Annotated in this window: 23 protein-coding genes; 13 read left to right on the top strand and 10 right to left on the bottom strand. The window is 35.5% G+C overall.

Features of this window, described 5'->3' with window-relative positions; genetic code table 11:
• Positions 1-71: 71 nt before the first annotated feature.
• Entirely contained in the window at positions 72-1127 is a 1056-nt protein-coding gene (locus tag HS960_RS04685) for a serine hydrolase domain-containing protein (protein ID WP_182331447.1), read from the bottom strand.
• 529 nt (positions 1128-1656) lie between these two features.
• Between HS960_RS04685 and HS960_RS04680 the strand changes: the two genes are divergently transcribed.
• Positions 1657-2586 (top strand): alpha/beta hydrolase, encoded by a 930-nt coding sequence (locus HS960_RS04680; protein ID WP_182331445.1) that lies wholly within the window; start codon positions 1657-1659, stop codon positions 2584-2586.
• 78 nt (positions 2587-2664) lie between these two features.
• On the top strand, positions 2665-3396 hold the full coding sequence (locus HS960_RS04675) for an SMI1/KNR4 family protein (protein WP_182331443.1): 732 nt from the start codon (positions 2665-2667) through the stop codon (positions 3394-3396).
• Positions 3397-3512: 116 nt separating this feature from the next.
• Here HS960_RS04675 and HS960_RS04670 read toward each other — a convergent pair whose 3' ends face one another.
• On the bottom strand, positions 3513-3959 hold the full coding sequence (locus HS960_RS04670) for a tetratricopeptide repeat protein (RefSeq protein WP_182331441.1): 447 nt from the start codon (positions 3957-3959) through the stop codon (positions 3513-3515).
• 544 nt (positions 3960-4503) lie between these two features.
• On the opposite strand from HS960_RS04670, the gene HS960_RS04665 reads away from it, so the two are divergent.
• Positions 4504-4947, top strand: coding sequence for an SMI1/KNR4 family protein (locus HS960_RS04665; RefSeq protein ID WP_182331439.1), 444 nt, complete (start codon positions 4504-4506; stop codon positions 4945-4947).
• Positions 4948-5074: 127 nt separating this feature from the next.
• A complete protein-coding gene (locus HS960_RS04660) occupies positions 5075-5803 on the top strand; it encodes an MBL fold metallo-hydrolase (protein WP_182331436.1) in 729 nt (242 codons plus the stop codon).
• Between the two features lie 181 nt (positions 5804-5984).
• On the opposite strand, the gene HS960_RS04655 is transcribed toward HS960_RS04660, so the two are convergent.
• The 3 genes from HS960_RS04655 to HS960_RS04645 all read right to left on the bottom strand — a co-directional run bounded on the left by HS960_RS04655 (position 5985) and on the right by HS960_RS04645 (position 8254).
• Complete coding sequence (locus tag HS960_RS04655; protein WP_182331434.1) at positions 5985-6830, bottom strand: GNAT family N-acetyltransferase; 846 nt, start codon at positions 6828-6830, stop codon at positions 5985-5987.
• Positions 6831-6962: 132 nt separating this feature from the next.
• Positions 6963-7769: a hypothetical protein gene (locus HS960_RS04650; protein WP_182331432.1), complete on the bottom strand. Its 807-nt coding sequence runs from the start codon at positions 7767-7769 to the stop codon at positions 6963-6965.
• A gap of 215 nt (positions 7770-7984) precedes the next feature.
• A complete protein-coding gene (locus tag HS960_RS04645) occupies positions 7985-8254 on the bottom strand; it encodes a winged helix-turn-helix transcriptional regulator (protein ID WP_182333109.1) in 270 nt (89 codons plus the stop codon).
• A gap of 306 nt (positions 8255-8560) precedes the next feature.
• Between HS960_RS04645 and HS960_RS04640 the strand changes: the two genes are divergently transcribed.
• Positions 8561-8965 carry an energy transducer TonB gene (locus tag HS960_RS04640; protein ID WP_182331430.1) on the top strand — a complete coding sequence of 135 codons (405 nt, stop codon included), beginning with the start codon at positions 8561-8563 and terminating at the stop codon, positions 8963-8965.
• Between the two features lie 390 nt (positions 8966-9355).
• On the opposite strand, the gene HS960_RS04635 is transcribed toward HS960_RS04640, so the two are convergent.
• Complete coding sequence (locus tag HS960_RS04635) at positions 9356-10360, bottom strand: alpha/beta hydrolase (protein ID WP_228280209.1); 1005 nt, start codon at positions 10358-10360, stop codon at positions 9356-9358.
• Between the two features lie 126 nt (positions 10361-10486).
• On the opposite strand from HS960_RS04635, the gene HS960_RS27105 reads away from it, so the two are divergent.
• A complete protein-coding gene (locus HS960_RS27105; protein WP_202883798.1) occupies positions 10487-10651 on the top strand; it encodes a winged helix-turn-helix transcriptional regulator in 165 nt (54 codons plus the stop codon).
• Between the two features lie 32 nt (positions 10652-10683).
• Here the strand turns inward: HS960_RS27105 and HS960_RS04625 are convergent, their stop codons facing one another.
• Entirely contained in the window at positions 10684-11079 is a 396-nt protein-coding gene (locus HS960_RS04625) for a DUF6896 domain-containing protein (RefSeq protein WP_153848734.1), read from the bottom strand.
• Between the two features lie 158 nt (positions 11080-11237).
• Between HS960_RS04625 and HS960_RS04620 the strand changes: the two genes are divergently transcribed.
• Together HS960_RS04620 and HS960_RS04615 are read left to right on the top strand one after the other, a co-directional pair.
• The gene (locus tag HS960_RS04620) at positions 11238-11708 is read left to right on the top strand and encodes an AAA family ATPase (RefSeq protein WP_202883750.1); all 471 of its coding nucleotides are present in this window, start codon (positions 11238-11240) and stop codon (positions 11706-11708) included.
• Positions 11698-12468, top strand: a complete 771-nt coding sequence (locus HS960_RS04615) for a tRNA(His) guanylyltransferase Thg1 family protein (protein ID WP_182331428.1) — start codon at positions 11698-11700, stop codon at positions 12466-12468. The genes HS960_RS04620 and HS960_RS04615 overlap by 11 nt, the downstream gene beginning before the upstream one ends.
• A 428-nt stretch (positions 12469-12896) precedes the next feature.
• Here the strand turns inward: HS960_RS04615 and HS960_RS27100 are convergent, their stop codons facing one another.
• Complete coding sequence (locus HS960_RS27100) at positions 12897-13103, bottom strand: PD-(D/E)XK nuclease family transposase (protein WP_394353582.1); 207 nt, start codon at positions 13101-13103, stop codon at positions 12897-12899.
• A 166-nt stretch (positions 13104-13269) separates the two neighbouring features.
• On the opposite strand from HS960_RS27100, the gene HS960_RS04605 reads away from it, so the two are divergent.
• The 4 genes from HS960_RS04605 to HS960_RS04590 all read left to right on the top strand — a co-directional run bounded on the left by HS960_RS04605 (position 13270) and on the right by HS960_RS04590 (position 18505).
• Positions 13270-13614, top strand: a complete 345-nt coding sequence (locus tag HS960_RS04605; protein WP_182331424.1) for a TfoX/Sxy family protein — start codon at positions 13270-13272, stop codon at positions 13612-13614.
• A 47-nt stretch (positions 13615-13661) separates the two neighbouring features.
• Positions 13662-14111, top strand: coding sequence for a WapI family immunity protein (locus tag HS960_RS04600; protein WP_182331422.1), 450 nt, complete (start codon positions 13662-13664; stop codon positions 14109-14111).
• A 307-nt stretch (positions 14112-14418) separates the two neighbouring features.
• A complete protein-coding gene (locus HS960_RS04595; RefSeq protein WP_182331420.1) occupies positions 14419-15360 on the top strand; it encodes a hypothetical protein in 942 nt (313 codons plus the stop codon).
• A gap of 181 nt (positions 15361-15541) precedes the next feature.
• Positions 15542-18505 (top strand): response regulator, encoded by a 2964-nt coding sequence (locus tag HS960_RS04590; RefSeq protein WP_202883749.1) that lies wholly within the window; start codon positions 15542-15544, stop codon positions 18503-18505.
• A 338-nt stretch (positions 18506-18843) separates the two neighbouring features.
• Here HS960_RS04590 and HS960_RS04585 read toward each other — a convergent pair whose 3' ends face one another.
• On the bottom strand, positions 18844-19689 hold the full coding sequence (locus HS960_RS04585; RefSeq protein WP_228280206.1) for a helix-turn-helix domain-containing protein: 846 nt from the start codon (positions 19687-19689) through the stop codon (positions 18844-18846).
• A 363-nt stretch (positions 19690-20052) separates the two neighbouring features.
• Here HS960_RS04585 and HS960_RS04580 point away from each other — a divergent pair, with 363 nt between their 5' ends.
• Positions 20053-20964: an NAD-dependent epimerase/dehydratase family protein gene (locus HS960_RS04580; protein WP_182331418.1), complete on the top strand. Its 912-nt coding sequence runs from the start codon at positions 20053-20055 to the stop codon at positions 20962-20964.
• Positions 20965-21076: 112 nt separating this feature from the next.
• Here the strand turns inward: HS960_RS04580 and HS960_RS04575 are convergent, their stop codons facing one another.
• On the bottom strand, positions 21077-21976 hold the full coding sequence (locus tag HS960_RS04575; protein ID WP_182331416.1) for a helix-turn-helix domain-containing protein: 900 nt from the start codon (positions 21974-21976) through the stop codon (positions 21077-21079).
• Positions 21977-22007: the final 31 nt, after the last annotated feature.

The raw sequence follows: 22007 nt of genomic DNA, 5'->3' as shown, positions 1-22007 counted from the left end.
CCGCTTTGCACATTTGCGATTAATGAGGGCATACAGCAAATTTGCAAACGTATTTTTCTCCTAGAACAGACTTACCTTAAAAGCATACTTTGTTTGACAATATCCCTGATTTTCAATTCGTAAAAATAAGCGATGTCAAAATTTTCATTGCCTACATTCTCCATAATGACAATACTCGTTTCGGTTTTCGGATAATACAGGTTTACAGCTGTAAAACCTTCTGCTGGATGAAAGCCAGTATGTCCAATTTCATAAATATCGGCCTTGTCGTTTATTCGTAAACCATAAGCATAACCAATTGGTTTCTCACCAAAAACTGGATGTGCGCTAGTGATTACATAATCAGTCATCATTTTATAGGTTTCGGGCTTCAAAACTTTTCCCTTGTGCAAGCATTCGTTCCAACGGGCTAAGTCAGGCGCAGTTACGATTAAATAACTTCCAAAATAATGGGTAACATCAAATTCTGATTTTTGCCTAAGGACAAAACTCTTGTCGTTTTTGATATTGTGTCCTTTCACTAAAAATTTGTTACTGGTTTCGTTGGGGTAATAACTATCCTTCATTTTGCACTTTCGGAACAATTCGGCAACAAGTTTTTCAAATTTTTCACCGCTCTGCTTTTCTAGGACCAGTCCTGCCACATAATATCCTATGTTTGAATAATTAAAAGCAGAGCCGGGTTGAAACTTCAGCGGTTCGTCCATAGTGTCACTGTTCAATCCTGAAGTATTGTTTAACAACTGATGAACAGTAACGGTATCTGCCCAGGCATATTTAAAATCCGGTAAATATGTGCGTATAGGTACTTGCAGATCAATCGTTCCCTGTTCTACCTGCTGTAAAATAAGAGCTGCAGTAAATTGTTTGGCAATGGACATTGTTGAAAACCGGTCGTTAATTTTTAGGGGCGTTCTCTTGTCAAAATCGGCAAATCCATAGGCTTTTGCATATTTTAATTGTCCGTTCTGCAGAATATAAACGACCCCATTAAAATCTCGGGGATTTCGGCTTTCCAATAAATTGTCTATTTTTTCCACGTAATTTTCTCTTTCTTGGGCAGAAGAATAATTATGGAAAAATAGTATTGTTAATACAAATATGCTGAGTTTAAAAACCTGATTCATGTATCTTTGTAGTAATTTAATGTGATTTTCAGTTTAAATTGATTGCTGATTAAAATTGTGATCTTCACTTATAACCTCTAGCTGATAGTCCTTGATGGAAATCAGTTTCAAAAAGTACTTTTGTTGACTTGTTCAGAGGGAAGGATCACATAGGGCAAAAATAGAATAGAAAGGTTAATTTACCAATTCATTTTCAAAATAATTCGGTATTATTTTCCGTCAAATAATCGGATACTGGTACAAAATTTAAATGAATTGATCATTTATAATGGCTTTAATATGCAGATACCTACTGCAGACTGAAAGGCTATCGACTTCTATAAAAAGAACGGCTTTGAACGAGCAGGTCAAACAGAGCCGATGTGGATCTATTCCGGTGCTGATTGACTGACGAAGATAAACTTACAACAAACGACTTGGCAAAACAGCTCCACTTTCGTATCTTCGATACGGCTACGCTATTTCGACAAGTCGCCGCGCCATTGGCGATAATTTTATCTGAATTCATAACTGAACATAGCACCCTAAAATGATAAAAATATTTTTAATACTTTTTTGTACCCTAACATCAATAATTGGAAAAGCTCAAACGGAAAAGATTTACTCAAAAACATACGGAAAGAGTGAAAATCCGACAATAATTTTCATTCACGGCGGACCAAGAGGAAACTCGACACTCTTCGAGGGAACAACTGCAGAAAATTTAGCCGAAAAAGGTTTGTATGTTATCGTTTATGACAGACGTGGTGAAGGTCGTTCAATCCACACAACTGCAACATTTACTTTTCAAGAAGCAATTAGTGATTTAAATAGCATTTACGAAAAATATAACATCAAAAGAGCAAATATCATTGCTCATAGTTTTGGTGGTTTGGTTGGAACACTTTTTACAGAACAAAATCCTGAAAAAGTAAGTTCATTAATTCTTGCAGGTGCACTTTTTTCCCAACAAGAAACGTATAACCATATTTTGGAAACGACACGAAAAATCTACAAAAAAAAGAATGACACTGTAATACTTTCCAAAATTTCTGAAATTGAAAGATTAGCTAAAAATTCGGCTGAATACAGAAAGCAATGTTATGAAATTGCAAGTATGAACAACTATTTCAAAATGCCATTTCCGACAAATGAAGCAAACCAATTGCGGGAAAATTATGAAAATAGTGAATATGGAAAAAGCAATATCCGAAATGATGACGCTCCTATTTTGTTCTATAAAAATGAAAGCAAAAATAATATTGACACCAAACCTATTTTAAAAAAACTAAAAAAAGAGAATGTAAAATTATTTGCAATTTATGGTTTGCAAGACAAAATCTTTTCAGAAAAGCAATTAAGTGATATGAAGAAAATAGTTGGAAAACAGAATTTCAAGACAATTGACAATTGCTCGCATTATCCATTTGTTGACCAGCAAAACCAATTCATTGAAATAATCGAAAAGTGGATTAAATAAAAAACTACAACCAACAAGGTATTGCCAAAAGTGTGCTGCCAGCATAACACGACAGACCAAGACAACAGAATTGAATTTATGACACCGACAGAAAAACTGACATCCATTTTGACAGAACAATATATTTCAGAAGATGGCGACGAATATAAAGTAGAACTAAAAGAAGGTTTGACCAGCCAACAGATTGACGAATTAGCCAAACGACTGCCGACAGGACAAATTCCGCCAGAGATAAGAGAATTACTAAAATTTACAAGCGGTTTTGAATTTTTCGGACTTGAAGAAGTCACATTTGACGGAGTAGGTCAATTTGGATTTGAAGAGTTTTTTCCTAATTCAGTTCAACTTGCGGGAGACGGATTCGGAAATTTTTGGATTTTAGATGTTGACAACAATGGAAGTTGGGGAAGCGTGTTTTATGTGTGCCACGCCCCAGCAGTAATCGTAAAACACTCGGACAACTTAACTCAGTTTATAGAACACATTGACGATTTTGGAAAAAATGGGAATAAGTCAAACCTTGACATTATTCACGAAAAAGTGGTTATGGATATTTGGAGCAAAGGAGATGGATTTATTGAACTTGAAAATGCAAGACAATCTAAAGACACAACTTTGAAAAACTTTGCACTATCACTTCCTGACAATTTTGTAATTGCAGACTTAAGAAACAAACAAATTCAGAGCGGATTTGCGTGGGGCAAATTCGGGCCGAACATTGACAAAGCAAAACGACACGAAACGGAATTAATTTGGGGAATTGAGAAGCCAATTAAAAAAGGATTTTTATCAAAATTATTTGGACGATAATGATATCTGACAATTTTTAGGCGTAGCCAAAGTCAGATCAAGTAGTGGTTTTTACAATTAAAAAATACTAGACAATACCAGTCTACAATTTCCTTCGGCTATTAATTTAAACCTAGTTACGTTTCTATTCCATACAACCTAGCTATATCAAAATATACACTAGCAAGCTCCAGATTTTTATTAACCCCAATGCCATAATAATAGCACCGACCAACCTCGTAAATAGATTGTTTCTCACCAAGTAAAATAGCTTTCGAATAAAATAAGAAAGCTTTTTTTGTATTCTTTTTTACGCCAAAACCGTTCTCATAACAAACGGCTAAATCGAAACAGGCCAGTTCATTGTTCTGAACGGAGGAGTCTAACAACAGCTCTACGGCTACTTTATAATCTTTTTTGACGGTTTTTCCATATAGGTACCATGTTGCTAATGCATATTGCGCTTTACTGTTATTCTTGTCGATCGCTTTCTGTAATAACTCAAGTGCATTTGAATCTCCTATCTCAGTATTTTTGCTCGCTTCTTTGAGAGCTTTAAAATATAATTTATCTCCTTTCGCCATATTAAATAATTATTTTTTTGGAAGCCAAGGCCCATTCCAATTAGGTAGTCTTTTTTTCCCCCCTATCTCTTTTCTTATAGCTAAGAAGAACCATGTTGCATCAAGATACAAAATGAGTATGTAATTAGCGCCAACGAGTTACATATTTTGCCTATTTAAGGACTGTTTTGTAAATTCAGTAACTAGTAAGCCACAGCATGAAATTTTTAAACATCATCCAAGTTTGTACCGTGATAACCCTTTCATTGGGGTGTCTAAATCAACGCGTACAAAGACTATGGTTTTTGGTCTATTCACAATTGAGGTCCCTTATAAATGGTAGCAGGTCAAACAAAATGGAATAAACAGTTATGCAGCGATAGCCTAGAAAATCACTCGGGTATTCCTGGCTATATTTACATTCAATCACAGTGCTTTTATTTTCAAATTTGGAATTTTTACAAGCATATATATAAGGGTAAACGTTGAAAAATTTTCTAATCAAAATTGGGAAAGAGACAGTTGATTATTGATAAATAAATGTTCAATTATAAGTAGTAGTGCAATGAGACAATTAATTACGGCTATAAAACAAAAGCACGAGAAAGATGGAATTGACATCTATCCTGGAGCCATGCTCTCGGAGATTGATACGTTTGAGCAAAAAATTGGATTCCCTTTGTCCGATGAGTTTAGAAGATTCTATCTCTTATGCAATGGTTTCGGTTGTAATGAAGATATTTTCAATATTATACCACTTGCTGGAATAATGGAGTACGCAGACAATTATGGCGATAATTGGTTTTATTTTTCAGAATATATGATTTATTCAGATATATGGGGATTAAGGTATTTAGGAGATTGCCGATATGAAATATTTAATGCAACACACCCTACAATAGCATTAACTTCCTCCCTCACAGAATTTTTGCAACGTTTTTTAAAAGGGAATGTCTTCGACCCCGGAGGATTATATCAGTGGCATCAAGAATTGGGTATTCCATACTGAAATTTCGTCGATATCTATACGGAAACCGTAATTAATTCAATAGAATGAGGATTTTGCCTTTGGGATGTTTAATTTTGTTTAATCCGCTTTCTCAATCAATAGCGTAAGTGAGATTAAATAATTACAAATGGAAATATATCCTTTAAAAGACGGTGATTTCAGTGTAGATAAGAATAAAAATTTCACCTATCTGGAAGATACTGAAAACGATAAAAATTTAAAAATGGGGGTGCAGCCTTTTCTTATTGAAACAGCTGGCAATCTAATACTACTAGATGCAGGATTAGGCTGGGTGGAAAACGGTATTCCGAAAATTCATAACAACATGATAAAAGCAGGTTTCCAACCAAAAGATGTCAAGCTAGCTATGCTTTCTCATTTGCACAAAGATCACATTGACGGACTTGTGAATAGAGAGAAAAATGATTGGACGCTTAATTTTCCAAATGCCGAAGTCTATCTGCAAAAGCGTGAATATGATTTTGCGCTTTCAAAAGAAGGGAGTCTTTCTTTTGATTTGGATGTTTTGAAGTTCATTGTTGAGAATGCCAATATTGTCTGGATGGATTCTGATAAAGGAAGTATTACTTCCGAAATTGATTTCGAAGTTACTGGCGGACATACCCCTTATCATCAGGTTTTCTGGATTAAGGAAGATGGAGAAACCGCTTTTTATGGTGCAGACAATCTTCCTCAAATGGGATATCTAAACTATCAAATAGCATTTAAAACTGATTATGATGGCAAAAAAGCAATGGAAGAACGGATCATTTGGAAGCAAAGAGCACAAGAAGAACAATGGAAAATCCTGCTTTACCATGATATTGAAAATGAAATAATTAGCCTTGGTAAATAGTCTCCTATTTCAAATCCACACTCATCAACGTTAATTTTTTTAGAAAAGACAATAAAAAAATCATCTGCATCGTTACCTGATATTTAAATCAACAAGTAGTTTTGCATCTCTATTAATTTCCTTTTTTTAAAACAAAAAAGAAAATGGGATCGTGAGAAAAGAAAAAGGAATCGGAAATCTGTCATAGCCTTTTGATCATTTCATATTGCTTTCCAACTGGTTCAATATTCACGGATTTCAAAAAAGCTGTCATAGATTCACAGTTAATGTCTGTATTGATAATTTTTATAGCGTCAGTTTGCCTAGTCTCTATTATATGCTGAAGCAATAGGGTACCAGCACCTTTTCTTCTGTGTTCTTTATTTACCGCCAGTTGGATAATATCCCCTGATCCTGGCTCAAATACGCAATATCCAATCAGCTTATCCTCTGAAAAAACGCCTGTGCAAATAAAATTGTCGAAAGACCTACGAATTGATTCAATGCTATTTTGCCAGGATGGTTTAAAATCCCAAAAAGTTTCAATTTCAGTATATTCAAAAATATCTATTGGTTTTATATTAAAGTTTGAACTTTTGGCCAATAAAGTAATTGCCTCAATCTTTTGCCTAAAATAAAAGAACTCTCGGACCACAGTAAAGCCGATCTTTTTATAAACCGATACGGCACTTTTATTATGCTGCAGTACTTCCAGTAGATAATTATGGACTCCAGCCTTCTTCAGATAGGGAATCGAATAATTAAATACCGATGTGGCAAGTCCTTGTCCCTGATAATTTTTAAGAGTACCTGTCCCGGTATCATAAGCCGTTAAAACCTCATCGAAATCACCGATCCCGTTAAAGGTGAAAGATACGATATCATCACCATCAAAAGCCCCAAAGGAAAGATCACGCCTAAAACCGCGCCTCTTGAGCATGGCCAAGAGCTCACTTTTATCCAATTGCATTTCATATTCGGCAAAAGCTCTCTGAAATGCATAAAACAAAATTTCAGGATCTATATTTTCCAGGGATCTTATTTCCATAATCAAAGTGGCCGACGGTAAAAATTGAAAGGAAATATAAGACAATTTTTACAAACAGCAGCTTTTTTTAGTAGAAATCTCCAAGCAGAAACCAGTTTAGACATTCTAAATTAACCCTGTAGTACGCAAACCTTATCTGTTTTCATAATAATCTGTACGACGGTAATAATGAATGGTCGAATTAGATTTTTTCATCCTATTATTATAGTCTTTTCTAAACAAAAACGCGATGATTACAATGAATAAGAATAGTAATAAATAGACAAACAATATATCGTACAGCCAAGATCCCTGCAGATAAAAAGAATCGTCTGCAAGGCAAAACTTTTGCTGTTCAGTATTTTGTGGATTGTAAAACAATATGTATTCCTTATTAGCTATTATTCCATTTGCTCTATCCAGCAGTTCGGTTCGCATCTGCTCAAAACGTCGCTGGCTCACAATAGGTAAAAATGCATACTGCTTTTCCGCCTTATCTAATTTCCGCAAATACAGCTGTCCATTGGCAGTATATCGGTATTCGATATTTAAATACGCGTATTTTGTCTTTCCTCTATGTATTTTAGATTCGAAGTTTATGATAGCGGGCGCTGTTGCAATCCAGCTCGGATGCGTCAGCGCAAACTCTTTACGCTCCAAAGATGGACTTACAGAAAAAACGGAAATTATTAAAACATACAGTGCTGCCAACAGAACAGCAAACGCTATGCGCTTGCCACTTTGCATTGTTATGCGCTTTCCATTCACATTATAGCGGACTTCATCCCGACCATCTCCTTTACCTAATTTGCTAAGGATTATTTTTTGCAAAGGGAAATAAAGCAGAGAAGAGCATACCAGCGCATAAACAAAATAACGGTAACTGTTGCCCCAGAAAACGATGACAAAGATGAAGGCAGCAGCCACAGACCATTGAAGAAATTTGCCAATTGATTTCATAACCCTTTGTTCAGATGTAAGCACTAAGCATAGCAATAACTTTTATAGTTTATTCCGTTGCAGCTCTCTATTATTCCAAAATAAAAATAAGGTATTCGACAATACCCATGGCCCTCTATTTAAAATCCGTGAGCAGAAAATTACGATTCGCTGAACAGTGGTAAATTTTGCATACCCACCTATTCTGAAAAAGGCGACTATCCTCACCCTTTTTATCATTCTGAAATTCTTTTTAAAATTACTCTTCTCAGTCTGTCTTCATTCTGGTCTCCCCAATATCCAAGTGCGGAAATTACTGGAATCAGCGTCATTCCAAAATCTGTGAGTGAATATTCTACTTTTGGTGGTACAACAGGATAAATTTTCTTGCTGATAAGTTCATGGTCTTCCAGTTCTTTCAGCTGGATATTTAAAACACGTCTGGAGGCATCTGGTATTTTACGCTGCAATTCACTTGGTCTTTTATGTCCCTTTAAATTGACAATGGCCTAAGAACTTATTATAAAACTTAAGTATACCTCATTTTATCGCATAATATATTTTCCTGTATAGGACTCATATCAGCCTGAAAGGTCTAAATCAAAATATTTCTGTCCGAAAATCATGCATGAAATACAAAACAGACTAATAATTAGTATCATCAAAAAAATAGCATTTATTGATTTTTTCATAAGGAACTGTTGCATCAAGACACAAATTAGTTATGTAAATTAGCTACTTAGTTATATAGAAATACAATGGGAATTTCCTGGGTTCGTAAGCTATTATTTATGTGTATTGTATCGATAAGTATGTTATCACAGGCTGTCGGTCAGTCCCTTGTTTCGGATGACTCTATTGCGGATATTCCTCCTCACATGAATGAAGTATTTCCCGAGCCGCCATATGGTACGAACGGATTTAAAGATTGGATTATTAAAAATTATAAGATACCAACCGCAGCTAAGAAAGCAAAAGTAAACGGCAAACTGATTATCAATTTTACGATTGAGAAAGATGGAAGGCTCAGTAATTTTCAGATAGCCAAGGACATTGGTTATCATACTGGTGAAGCTTTAATTAAATTGATTAGAAAATCTAGTCCATGGAAACCGGGATATCAAAATGGATATGCTGTAAAATGTGGCTATACATATCCCCTATTATTTAGTGATGGTGACTTGAAATTAAAAAGTGACACAAAAAGACAAAGATGAAAATCCATATTGATGAACCATATAATGGGTTTAATAATAGCCTTTCTATTGATATATAAATCTACTTCCTAAATCGTAACATCTTGTGCTCTTCAGCCGGATTTTGTAAATTCAGAGTGTAAGCCATAGCATGAAACAAATCATTGTGTTCTTTTACATATTAGCATTTAATAGCCTTCTAGGTCAAAGCATCCGAAAGGATGCCGATATAGACTTTTCTTTGGCAAGCGATACCGGTTGGAGGTGGTTTAATGGCCATAGATAGCAACAATCGAACGGAGTAACCTGAGAAAAGATAAAAACTCCTATCTCAGCATAACAGCTAAAAAACCAAAATCCTACACAACCCAATATATATGCATATTTCTTCGTATCCAATTAGCTGATGTTTTACTTTAAATTCTCTCTTGCAAATGCTGCAATCTCCAGAACAGCCTCTCTGTTTTCTTTTAAAACAGCTCCCATATGCATAAAGCCATGAACCATCTCTTTGTAATGAGTAATTTTGACCCGAATTTCAGAAACTTTCATATTCTGTGCCAGTTGTTTTCCCTCGTCCCGCAAAGGATCATGTTCAGCTAATAATATGAACGTTGGAGGTGTATTTTTAAAGGCTTTAATCAATAAAGGAATTGCCATTGGGTTCTGTTGATCCTTTGAATCGTTTAGATACCAATTCCAGGCTTTTATTCCTTCATCTTTATTAATAATCGGACCATCTTCATAGTCTTTCCATGATTGTGTATTTAATTGATTATCAGCCGCCGGATAAATTAACACCTGAAATCTCAATTGCTGACCAAGCCGTGTCGAAATTCCAACCGCTAAGGCCGCACCAGCACTGTCGCCAATAATTCCAATCTTATTTTTATCGATGTTTAAAGAGTCCGAATTATTAAGGATCCATTCAGTGGCCGACTGAGCATCATCGAAACCAGCCGGAAAAGGATGCTCTGGAGCCAGTCGATAATCAACAAAAACAATAACAGAGCCTGTAGCATTGGCCAATTGACGAACAATAACATCGTGCGTCTCAAAACTTCCTGAAATAAACCAACCGCCATGAAGATAAATGATAGCCGGTGATTTTTCGTTCATAATTCCATTGGGTCGGTATATTCTCACAGGAATTTCGTGATTCTCATTACGAATATTAAATTCTTCTATCATTTTCACCGCTTCTTTCTTCCCGCCGAGCTGAATGGCCATTGTCTCATATCCTTTGCGACTTATGTCTAATGGATTTATACCGTCAAACACATGAAGCTTGTTCAGGTTTTCAATTATTTTAGTTATTTCAGGAGTCAATTTAATTGTATTCATTTCTTTATTTTGATTTATGTTTCTATAGAAAATCAATCCCGGTATCACGCGTATTCCGAGAATCTTTTTCATATGCTATCAAAATTATATAGAAGTCATAAATTTACCACAGTACACAGCTGAATGTATGTTACTAACAAATTTGTAAGTAAAGGGAAAAGAAAGGAAAATTCTACAAATAGCGTTAATGAGTAGTACATAACTGAATGTAATCTTACCTATGCAATCTGTCAGGTCGGAAGAAGATGGAAATTACTGATCCTGTGCAAACTTGAATGTGGAAAGCTCCAGTTTAGCGAGATCAGAAATCAATTTACAGGGATTATAGAAAGTCAGAAGAAACCTTATTACACAATATCTTAATTTTTAAATATTGGTAAAAATGAGAATTAGTTCTAAATCTGGTACACCTCCCAAACTACCCCACCTAATACCAATTTGACAAGAGTCCCGTCTTCAACCAGTGGATATAGAACTTCATGTAATTCCGATTCCTCTAATTTATCTATTCCATATCCCTTATTGGTCAAAATAAATTCTTTCATTCCCCATAACGAAAACTTTATGGGATATTCATTGGTAGGCATAAAATCAAATTCACATACGATACCGTCTTTCTCTAAACGGCAGCCCGCACCATGAAACTGATAGTTAAAACCACCGATATGTCCCGAACGATTCCGGCGGCTCCTTTGTTCAAATTCTTCCATTTCTGGAGAGAACTGATGTTTGAAGCAATCTATAAAAGCAACATAATCATTCAAGACTTTCCTTATAGCAATATTAATCATATTCCGTCAAGATACTCAATAGCTATGTAAATTATAGCTACTGAGTTAAATATTTTGTCTATTTAAAACGTCTTTAGTAAATTAAGCAATTCGTTAGCAACATTCCTTGGAAAGGAAAAAAGTACCCCTTAAAATGGGCTATAATTTTAGGCTCCCCTATGGGAAAATTTATTTTTTATGAGATGGAAATGATCATTTATTGTGGAATACAGGCCAGCGGAAAGAGTTCTTTCTATAAAGAAAACCATTTTAATAGCCATGTGAGAATTTCGATGGATCTACTGAATACGCGTAATAAGGAAGAGCAGTTTATAAAAACTTGTTTAGAAACACAGCAAGCCTTTGTCGTAGACAATACAAATCCAACAAAGGCAGAACGAGCAAAGTATATTGATCTAGCCAAAACGTATAAATACAAGATCATAGGATACTATTTCAGCTCGAGTCTGCGGTCTTCGCTAGAAAGAAACAGTGCTAGGATAAATAAAGAAAGGATTCCTGATATTGGCATCAGGGGAACCCATAAGAAATTACAGATCCCCTCGCTCGACGAAGGTTTCGAAAAATTATATTACGTGTCATTAGATACAAGAGGATTCACAGTTAAAGATTGGAAAAATGAAGTTTGATGATCTAGATAAGAAATTACGTATTTATGAAACTTATCAGGACAGGCAAGTCTTGCCTGGAATGTATATGGTCGCACGGATTGATGGCAGGAATTTCACGAAACTGACAAAGGAGACACATGCTTTCCAAGCACCATTCGACGAGAAATTTAGGGATATGATGGTTGAAACCGTCAAACACCTCATATGCTGCGGGTTTAATATAATATATGGATTTACAGAAAGTGATGAAATCTCTTTACTATTCCACTTGCAGGAGAATACTTTCGGGCGAAAAACCAGAAAATTGATTTCTATCTTGGCAGGTGAAGCGAGTGCAAAATTTTCATCTATGCTAGGCGATGTTGCGGCTTTCGATTGTCGAATTTCTGAACTGCCCAACGCATCGCTTGTTGAGGATTACTTCAGATGGCGGAACGAAGATGCTCACCGGAATGCATTAAATGCGCATTGTTACTGGAATCTAAGGCAAAACGGTCTTAATAAAAATGAAGCTACTAAAAGAATTGAAGGTCTTAGTGTTTCAATGAAAAACGAACTACTGCACAGCTATGGTATAAATTTCAATGAGCTGCCCAACTGGCAAAAAAGAGGAATCGGAATATACTGGAAAAAAGTGAAATCAACAGGTATTAATCCTTTGTCGAATGAAAAAGTTGAAGTGGTTCGCAGACAATTGGCCGTAGACATGGATCTCCCCATGGGAGACACCTATAATCGTTATATTGCAGAGCTGATCCAAAAGAATGAAGCCCTATAAATAGAAGATGTTAGGCTATTTACTCATTAATTATTTGGGTGTTAACGACCCTAGCAACAGTTATCAATCGTGTTTTTTCACGTTGGAAAAAAGAAAACTTAGCTATCGTAGTCATGGAAAAAGAAAGAAGTCAGAAAACGTTACTATTTGCTCTTTTACGGTTTCTTTATTTTGGAAGATTGAAACGCACTTAAAATAATTGAAACTAATACAAGTAAAATTCCAATTATTAAAAATGGAATCCAAGATATGAAGCAAAATTCTGATAATTCTATTATGAATTTGCTATAATCACCTTTCGAAGCAAACATTCCAACACCAAATAATAACATTAGAATTGACGAAAGACATAATGTTATTCCGATGAAGAATAATTTTCTACGATGTGACATTCTCGACCTAAAACTTCGTGCCTTTAACAATATCAGCTATGAATAATTCATCTCTCTTATCTCAAAGATAAGACCAAATATCCTGTTATCCAAAAATAATGGCAATCTATCCATGGTACTCAAGTGTTTAAGTAAGTACAACCATTGATCCATAATTGTCTTGAGTTCTTCCAGCTGTTTATTAAATAATGGAATCGAAATCATTTGATATCCCAATTTAGCATAGAATATTTCTTTGGTCAATTTGTCTCATGTATAATCCTATGGTTAAGTGTTTCTAGACGGCCAACTGGAAAATCTATCGGAGCAACAATCCTCGTCGACAAACATATCTTAGTATAGTTCTTTAAATTATAATGAGGACAATCGCGGTTTTTAAGTAATTTTAGATAACAGACAAACTGAAGTGATGGCTTATAACAATGAACTTGCCGACCGCGTCCGTGAAAGACTTGCAATGGAAGAAAATATTGAAGTTGCAGAAAAGAAAATGTTTAGCGGCTTATCTTTTCTTGTGAATGGGAAAATGTGTATCAATATCAGCCATGACAATCTGATGTGTCGCTATAGCGAAGAACTGGAAGATGAGGTCTCGGAAAAAAAAGGCTTCTTGCCGATGATTATGAAAGGAAAGCAACTAAAAGGCTATTGCTATGTAGAGCCTGTTGGTTTTCAAAAATTTGATGATTTTGAATATTGGATAAAAATCTGTCTTGATTATAACCCAACGGCGAAGGCTTCGAATAAGAAATGAACAATAAACTCGAGTCAGTACAATGTAGATAATGTAAAAAACTGTAAATGGAAGAGCTAGATGATTTTACGATCGGATTGCACGTAGGAGGCCGATCAATTTCAATTAAAGTAATAGCATTATTATATAATAATGCTTCTAGCAATTGGGATAAGAATTGGTTGAGGACTAAAATCTCAGTACGGGCTGGCGCTTTTAGTGGCACCTACGATGCCGAACTAACCACATTTGACTTTGAGAATTTTAAACAAGATCTGGATTCACTATATGAAAATTTGAATATGGAGATTGAATTTAAAGACTTAGAAGGATATTTATCAATTAAAATGAAAGGCAATGGACTAGGTAACATCAACGTCGAAATTCAATGTAGCGACAAACCCGGAGTCTACGCCAGTACATTAAAATTCGAACTCGATTTTGATCAGACCTTTATCAAACCAATTGTTAAGACGTTAAAAAATATTATTTCCAAATATCCTGTTGTCGTTTATTAAGAATGGAACAATTAAATCTTCAATGCAAAACAACTAAACAAGAATAAAGACAATTTTATAAGATCACATCAAGGGGTTATAAATTAGAACTCCTTTATTTTACAACAACATATGAAATTGAATAACATCCTTTTTAACGAATTTTAAACGATACTCAGCGAATTGTAAACGGTTTACACTGCAAAAATTGATATTTTTACATTTGACAATTACCAATACTTCTTAAGCTATACGGCTAGTATATCGGAAAGCTGTCTAAAAGCGTTGGCCGAAATATTAAACCAAAACGCTCCAACAGAATTGACTTATGAAAAAATATATGTTATCAATTATTGTTTTACTGACTTTAGCCTCTTGCAAAGGACAAGAAAGTAAGACAGAAATTTTGGATAAACTAAAATATAATGCGGACAAGAGCAACTATGGTATCCAACCGACGTTTTATTATCCTACTGAAATCTCAATAAATGATTATCCTGTAGTCAAAGGGCTTGAATTCTTTGGAAACACAATTCCAAACTTTATTGACATTGCGATCAACAAAAATGGTGAACAAGAGTTAAAAATACTAATTGACTTATCCAATTATAAAAAGCAAGGAAATCCGATTTTAAAAATTCTATTAGTTAGGTCAGCCAAAGGAATATCAATCATTTCCAATGAATCTGATTTTCCCGAAGAAAACATTTTAGTAAATTATGAATTATCTGATGATGATATAACTCAAGAAAACATTAAAAGTGGTTACTTCTTGAAAACGCTAAAGTTTAATGCTAAAATCCCTGTCGAACTATCTTCCTTAAATAAATCAGTTCAATTAAAGAACTCAACAGAACTACTTGACAAACTGTATAGCGCTCTTACCAACCTGACGAAAGATTTAAATGATAAAAATAGCAACAATGTTTTGGAAATTATCCAGAACGCAGAATTTGAGGTGGCACAATTACGGGGAATGAAAAAAGAATGGATGTTAAAAGAAAGAGAAGCTCTTCTATCAAATACTTTTACATTGCTACCAAAGGATAGTTGCGACGTCAAAATTTATGGAAACGGAACAATGGCAACTCTTGTGAAAAAGAATTCAGAAATAATCAAGCAATCGGCAATAACTTCAAAATTTACCAAAGGTTTCCCTAACGGTAAAGTTGTTCAATTTTATAACTTTTATTACAACATACCGAAAGGAAAGGAAGAATTAGAGTTAATAAGATTTGACGGTTATGCAATAACAAAATACAAAAAATAATAAACGCTATCTGCAGAAAAGCTGTTGTGTCAGGCTAGCTAAAGTGGATCGCATGATCCCAATAGTTGAAATTTCCAATATAAGCTATCTCGTAGAAACATGATGAAAGCCATCAAATATTACTGACTGATTAGAGATACAATTCTACTTTTTTAGTATCTTAACAGTAAACTACCGACCAATGCCAAAAAAAATTATAAGAAATCTCCAGATAGGTGTAATGCTGTCTTTGATACTACTGATTGCGGGTTCTATAGCATCTTATGTTAGCATACATAACCAGATGGAGAGCAGGAAAAGCCTCTTAAAAACGAAGGAGTCTATCAGTTTAATAAAAGATATTTTAAACACGCTGTTAAATGCCGAAACTGGCAATCGGGGATATCAGCTTACCGGCCGTGAAAATTTTCTTGAACCTTTCAATAAAAGCAGGAATGAATATCCGCTGCTTGTTGCTAACAAAGATAGGTTTAATCTTAACGATAAACTCCAGATTAATATCCTTCATGAACTGCTGCATACCTCAGACATGTTGATGAAAGAATATGTCTTGTTGATTGATAATCGTACAAAGGGAATATTAATGACTCCAGAAGAACTTGTTCAAAACAAGATGGCCATGGATAAATGCCGAATGCTCGTTCAGGAGTTTGTGAAACACGAGGAAGTTCAGCTTGCCCTAAAAAATGAAGATCTGAATAACTCCACCAAACGGACCGTTTTATTCATTATCTTTTCAGCAGTCGCGGCCATTGGCGTCACCATTTTCGTCTATATTCAACTAAAATCGGACATTATGCGCCGGGATAAGTTAGAAAAAGATCTGTTTTATACGAAGGAAATGCTGGAGGAAACAAGCGCGGTTGCCCAAGTGGGAGGCTGGGAAGTCAATATGAAGAGCGGAAAGCTCACCTGGTCTCAAAGTGTACGGGAAATTCATAAAACTAACATTAATTTCCAACCAACTTTTGAAAATGCCCTTGGATTTTACGAAGGAAAAAACAGAGAGAGAATAGAATTTCTATTCAACAGAGCAGTACAACAAGGGATTTCTTTTGATGAGGAGCTACAACTTCTGCGTAATGACGGTGTCACCATCTGGGTAAGAGTAAAAGGAATTCCGGAATTTGAAAATGAAGTTTGCCACAGGGTTTTTGGAATTATTCAGAACATTGATGCCTTCAAAAAAATGTTTCTGGAAATTGCTCAGAAGGAAGCTATGATGCAGTCCTGTGCTACAGATGTTCCTATTCCTTTGGCGATGCTTGACAAAGCCCTTAACTACGTTGCCGTCAGCAGCAGATGGCGAGATGAATTTAGTATGAATAATGTCGACCTTATCGGCAATAACCTGTTTACAATATCGCCCAATATTCCCGAAGAAAGAAAAAAGATTTACAGGAATGCGCTTTTGGGAGAAACGTACATCGACGGGGATTTTGCACTAAAGGTGGAAGGAAAAGAAGAAATTCAACATTACGATCTTAAGGTCGGACCTTGGTATCTTACAAAAGATGAGATTGGAGGTATAATTATTTCCATACAGAATATTACAAATGCCGTAAAAATAAACGAGGAACTGAAAAATGCGAAGGAAACTGCAGATATAGCCAGCAGGGCAAAATCCGAATTTCTGGCCAATATGAGTCATGAGATCCGTACTCCCTTGAACGGAGTTATTGGTTTTTCAGACCTCCTCCTCCGGACACCACTGAATGAAACACAGACGCAATATCTGCATTACATCAATGAATCAGGGGAAAACCTCCTTAGCATCATCAATGATATACTGGATTTTTCTAAAATAGAATCCGGAAAAATGGAGCTTTTGATTGAAAAAAGTGATGTGTATGATATGTTAAGCCAAGTCATCAATGTTATTCTTTATCAATCCCAGAAAAAAAACATCGAACTTCTTCTCAACGTTGAGCCTGGCCTCCCAAAAATACTTTTCATTGATGAAGTCAGGTTAAAACAGATCTTGATCAATCTGTTAGGAAATGCTGTAAAATTCACAGAAAAGGGCGAGATCGAACTAAAAGTAGAAAAATTGCGCATGGATGATCATACGATTGCCTTGCGCTTCTCGGTAAGAGATACTGGAATCGGCATTCCTATAGAGAAACAGAAATATATCTTTGATGCCTTTACCCAGGAAAACAGTTCAATCAGTAAACGATTTGGCGGCACAGGACTGGGACTAACCATCTCGAACAATATCTTGGGATATATGGGAAGTCATTTGTCGCTTACCAGCGAAATGGACAGCGGTTCTGTATTTTTCTTCGATCTTGAGGTTCCTTACGAAAAGCCTGAATGGAAAGAAGAGGATGAAACGACAATTAAAACGGCCTTAGTGGTGGATGATAATGAAAGCAACAGGATTATTCTTGAACACATGCTTACCTATAAAAATATCAAATCTACGTTAGCTTCTAATGGAATGGAAGCCTTGGATATCATGTTGAAAGGTGAGCGCTTCGATGTCATTCTGATGGATTATCATATGCCTATCATGTCCGGATTGGAAACAATAGAAAAAATAAAAGGCTTGTTAAATCAGCGAAAAGAAGTTGCTCCATTTATAGTACTTTCGTCTTCTTCGGAAGAACTGGATATACTTACATCGGTTAGGAAAATAGAAAATACACATTTGCTATTGAAGCCTATAAAATCACATGATCTATACAAAACCCTTAAAAAGGTAGACCGAAGTACAGTAATAGAAATTATTCAGGATCAGACTGAGAAAGATTCGCATGCATTTGCGCGAGAATTAGACGTACTTTTGGTTGATGATAACCCAGTGAATATGGTCCTGAACAATAGGATAATGAAGTCTCTTGCTCCCAATATACTTCTGACGGAAGCAGCAAATGGTTTACAGGCTTTGGAAGAATGCAAGAAAAAGCAGTTTTCCCTTATTATTATGGATGTACAAATGCCGATCATGAGTGGTATTGAGGCAACACAACATATTAGAATGCTGCCAGCATATCAACATATACCTATCATAGGCGTTACAGCTGGAAATGTGCTGGGGGAAAAAGAAAAATGCCTTGAATCCGGAATGAATGACTTTCTTCCCAAACCAATACGCCGGGCAGACCTTCTTGAAGTACTCAAAAAATATATTAGTGTTTAGTAATTATGGCTGTTCGAATCTGAATGATCAACGGTATCATAATATCTACTAAGATCAAGATACAGTAGGTACCCAAATAGAACAACAACGCCAAATCTGATAAAGATTGGGACGTTGTTGTTCTATGAAAAAAGATGATCTACTTCAGTAATTCTTCGCACTGTTACTTTTTTCTAAAGAATTTTATTTGTTCAAGGCGTACACTGGCTTGCTCCTCGGAATATGTTGTTTTTGGCAATTGTTCGAATGCTTTTCAATCTTTTGGCCTGTTAGGAAATATTAAAATATTTCTTCATCCCTATTGTCGATCCATAAATGGAATAGATTAATTCAACAAACTAGATTTCAGAAGGAGTTATACCATATTGTTTTTTAAATGCAGTTGAAAAATGGGACGGGTTTTTAAAGCCTACTTCAACGTATACATTCTGCACCTTTTTACCTTCTTCTTTTAATTTGACATAGGCCGATTCCAACCGCTTTTTTATCAACCATTTTTGAGGGCTTAGCGTACTAATTTTTGCAAAGTCACGTTTAAATGTTGCCAGGCTTCGACCGGTATAGGCCGCAATTTGCGCCATTGTAAGATCATCCATATAGTGATCATTCAAAAATTCCAACATATCTATCTTCCAAGGATCAGCGAAATCAAATAATATCGGGAAGAAAACATCAGCGTTATTGAGAAGAGCATAAATACCTTCGAGCAGTTTCAAATGTGTCACTTCTTCCGTCGGCTTTACATTTTCTTCAAAATATGGAGTAAGCGAATTAAACAAACTCGCAATATCTGGCTTTGGTTCTATCTTAAATACATTTTTATCTGAAAATGCTTCTTGTTTAGGAAGCTTAGATTTATTCAATCGGCTGTAGAACTCCCTTAGAACACTTCGGTTGAATTTTAATGAAATCCCCTTATACAGATCATTCCCCTTGCTATTTTTATACATCAACAAACGATGGTTACGCCGAATAAACGCACATTCTCCAGCTTTTATCTTAATTTTCTTGTTTCGATCTTCAATAATCTGTTCACCTGAATATACATACACCAATACATGTTCAGGCGCAGCATGAATACATTTTTCGCTAAAGTCTGAAAAGCAAGAAAGGAAGATACCCCAGTAACTTATCGTTTTTAATTTATCAGCTTGTTCCATCGAATAATATGCTATTTTTTTCACAAAAGTAGTAAATAAGCAAAGTAAGTCCTTTACGCTGAAGCTCAATTAACATTTCTGAAAAGCTCATTTATTGCTATCCTCACAATACCAAATGTAGTAACTCCTTTTGGTTTTTCACTATCCAAAATCCGCCGAAAACACATGTGGTCTAAATTTATTTTCAAGCCAATAGAAATAACACATCTTATCTGTACTGACTACTATTGAAAAATCTGTATGGTATATTTTTAATGATGGACTATAAATTTGTGCTTGAATCTTCTGAGAAAGAGTATAGTAAAACACAGTACTAATACTAGCATTTAGCATTGAGGACAAAGTTTTACGTATTAAAGACTATATGTTTATCTTAAATATTACATAATGAATAGTTTTAACAAAAAACGTGTATTTATAATTGGAGTTACTGGATATATTGGCGGATCTATTGCTGTGAAATTATTGGAAAAAGGCTTCTGTGTGTATGGTTTGGTGAGGCATGTGGAGGACATCGAAAGAGTAATGAATTTAGGTGTAAAACCTGTACATACAAAACTTGATGGTAACTCCGAAGGTTATGCCATTTTACAAGAAGTAGAAATTGTGATCAACGCCGCCGATTCAGACGATACTTTCCTAGTTGCTTTCATTTTAGAAGCTTTAAAGGGAACTGGTAAGATGTATATACATACATCGGGAGGAGGCATTGTCGGAGATAAAGCCGAAGGAAAATATCCCAGTACAAAAATCTATGCAGACATTCCTCAATTTCCGCTATTAGAAAGAAAGGGACGGGTAGTTATTGATAAAGAAGTAGTTGGTTATAGTAAAAAAGGCATTTATACAATCGTTATCTGTCCTACCTTAGTTTATGGGATCGGGAAAGGGTTAAAAAAGGAATCTTCTCAGGTTCCAGCACTAATCAAAGCGGCTGAAAAAAATAACAAAGTTGTTATTATAGGCTCGGGAGCAAATCGTACTTCCAATGTACATATTGATGATTTAACAGATTTATATGTATTGGCTATTGAAAAAGCCAATTCGGGAAGTTTCTTCTTTGCAGAAAATGGAACAGTTTCATTCTCCGAAATAGGCTATTCAATCATTTCTCGCTTAGGTTATAAACAGGACACTATTGAACAAATTTCAATAGTGGATGCCATTGCTCTCTGGGGACCAATAATGGCACATTTTGGATTAGGTTCAAATATCCTTGTCAATTCTGACCGAGCCAGAAAAGAATTGGGATGGCGCCCTAAATATGATAATCTGTTGCAAGAAATAGCTTCTAATTGAACAGACGTTGGCTCCTCCTCACTTTTGGTGGTCAAGACGAAGGATATACCATAGCCTCTGCTATTCTTATAATTTTTAAATAAGCAGAATATCAAGGCTTCTCATTTTAAAACTAATTCAGATTGACATTCCGGTACTCATTTGGGCTATAACCGACACGGTTTTTAAATAAGCGACTAAAATGCTGCGGATATTTAAAGCCAAGTTCAAATGCAATTTCGTTAATGGTCTTATTCGAATCGAATATTTTTTCCTTGGCAATCTCGATTAACTTATTCTGAATATATTCCTGCGCAGTCTTCCCTGTTTCTTTCTTAACGAGGTCACCAAAATAGTTGGCAGAAAGAAATAATTGTTCAGCAAAGTAGGCCACAGTAGGCAGACCGTTTTGTTGTGGTTCATCTGACTGAAAATAAGCATTCAAAATCTCTTCGAATTTTTCTATAATACCCTTATTAACATTTTCGCGCGTTATAAATTGTCTGTCATAAAACCGTTGACAATAATCCAGGAAAAGCTCGATGTTGGAGACTATGAGCTTTTTGGTATGCTTGTCGATACTATGTACCAGTTCATGCTTTATCTTGTTGAGGCAATCCATAATGACCCTCCTCTCCTGCTCGGAAAGATGAAGCGCCTCGCTAGCCGAATAGGAAAAGAACGTGTAGTTGGCGATCTCCTTTGCCAAAGAAGTACCATAAACCAGCTCTGGATGAAATACCAATGCTGTCCCCTGAGGCTGGTAGAATTCGGTGCCGTTCTCCCCAATGACCTGCCCCGGAGCCAAAAATATCAATGTTCCCTCTTCATAATCATAATTCTTAAGTCCATACCGGAGATCTCCGCATTTTATTTCTTTAAAAAACACGGTATAGAACTCATACCTGAGCTTTGACAGTTTACGAGGATCAGCTTTGCTCAAATCGACAACACTGACCAAAGGATGCAATGTTTCATTGTTATTGAAATTATTGTATTCGCTAATACTCTTAAAATTGATGATCTCTTCCATTTGCCTTAATGCTATGAAACAAATTTACAAA

Origin of the sequence: Sphingobacterium paramultivorum, from assembly GCF_014109745.1 — a bacterium.
GTDB lineage: Bacteria > Bacteroidota > Bacteroidia > Sphingobacteriales > Sphingobacteriaceae > Sphingobacterium > Sphingobacterium paramultivorum.
This window is presented reverse-complemented; position numbering and strand designations above follow the sequence as displayed.

Excerpts from the sequence above, each read along its gene's own strand:
- HS960_RS04685 (WP_182331447.1), bottom strand. The coding sequence starts at position 1,127 with ATGAATCAGGTTTTTAAACTCAGCATATTTGTATTAACAATACTATTT.
- HS960_RS04680 (WP_182331445.1), top strand. The coding sequence starts at position 1,657 with ATGATAAAAATATTTTTAATACTTTTTTGTACCCTAACATCAATAATT.
- HS960_RS04675 (WP_182331443.1), top strand. The coding sequence starts at position 2,665 with ATGACACCGACAGAAAAACTGACATCCATTTTGACAGAACAATATATT.
- HS960_RS04670 (WP_182331441.1), bottom strand. The coding sequence starts at position 3,959 with ATGGCGAAAGGAGATAAATTATATTTTAAAGCTCTCAAAGAAGCGAGC.
- HS960_RS04665 (WP_182331439.1), top strand. The coding sequence starts at position 4,504 with ATGAGACAATTAATTACGGCTATAAAACAAAAGCACGAGAAAGATGGA.
- HS960_RS04660 (WP_182331436.1), top strand. The coding sequence starts at position 5,075 with ATGGAAATATATCCTTTAAAAGACGGTGATTTCAGTGTAGATAAGAAT.
- HS960_RS04655 (WP_182331434.1), bottom strand. The coding sequence starts at position 6,830 with ATGGAAATAAGATCCCTGGAAAATATAGATCCTGAAATTTTGTTTTAT.
- HS960_RS04650 (WP_182331432.1), bottom strand. The coding sequence starts at position 7,769 with ATGAAATCAATTGGCAAATTTCTTCAATGGTCTGTGGCTGCTGCCTTC.
- HS960_RS04640 (WP_182331430.1), top strand. The coding sequence starts at position 8,561 with ATGTTATCACAGGCTGTCGGTCAGTCCCTTGTTTCGGATGACTCTATT.
- HS960_RS04635 (WP_228280209.1), bottom strand. The coding sequence starts at position 10,360 with ATGAAAAAGATTCTCGGAATACGCGTGATACCGGGATTGATTTTCTAT.
- HS960_RS04625 (WP_153848734.1), bottom strand. The coding sequence starts at position 11,079 with ATGATTAATATTGCTATAAGGAAAGTCTTGAATGATTATGTTGCTTTT.
- HS960_RS04620 (WP_202883750.1), top strand. The coding sequence starts at position 11,238 with ATGGGAAAATTTATTTTTTATGAGATGGAAATGATCATTTATTGTGGA.
- HS960_RS04615 (WP_182331428.1), top strand. The coding sequence starts at position 11,698 with ATGAAGTTTGATGATCTAGATAAGAAATTACGTATTTATGAAACTTAT.
- HS960_RS04605 (WP_182331424.1), top strand. The coding sequence starts at position 13,270 with ATGGCTTATAACAATGAACTTGCCGACCGCGTCCGTGAAAGACTTGCA.
- HS960_RS04600 (WP_182331422.1), top strand. The coding sequence starts at position 13,662 with ATGGAAGAGCTAGATGATTTTACGATCGGATTGCACGTAGGAGGCCGA.
- HS960_RS04595 (WP_182331420.1), top strand. The coding sequence starts at position 14,419 with ATGAAAAAATATATGTTATCAATTATTGTTTTACTGACTTTAGCCTCT.
- HS960_RS04590 (WP_202883749.1), top strand. The coding sequence starts at position 15,542 with ATGCCAAAAAAAATTATAAGAAATCTCCAGATAGGTGTAATGCTGTCT.
- HS960_RS04580 (WP_182331418.1), top strand. The coding sequence starts at position 20,053 with ATGAATAGTTTTAACAAAAAACGTGTATTTATAATTGGAGTTACTGGA.
- HS960_RS04575 (WP_182331416.1), bottom strand. The coding sequence starts at position 21,976 with ATGGAAGAGATCATCAATTTTAAGAGTATTAGCGAATACAATAATTTC.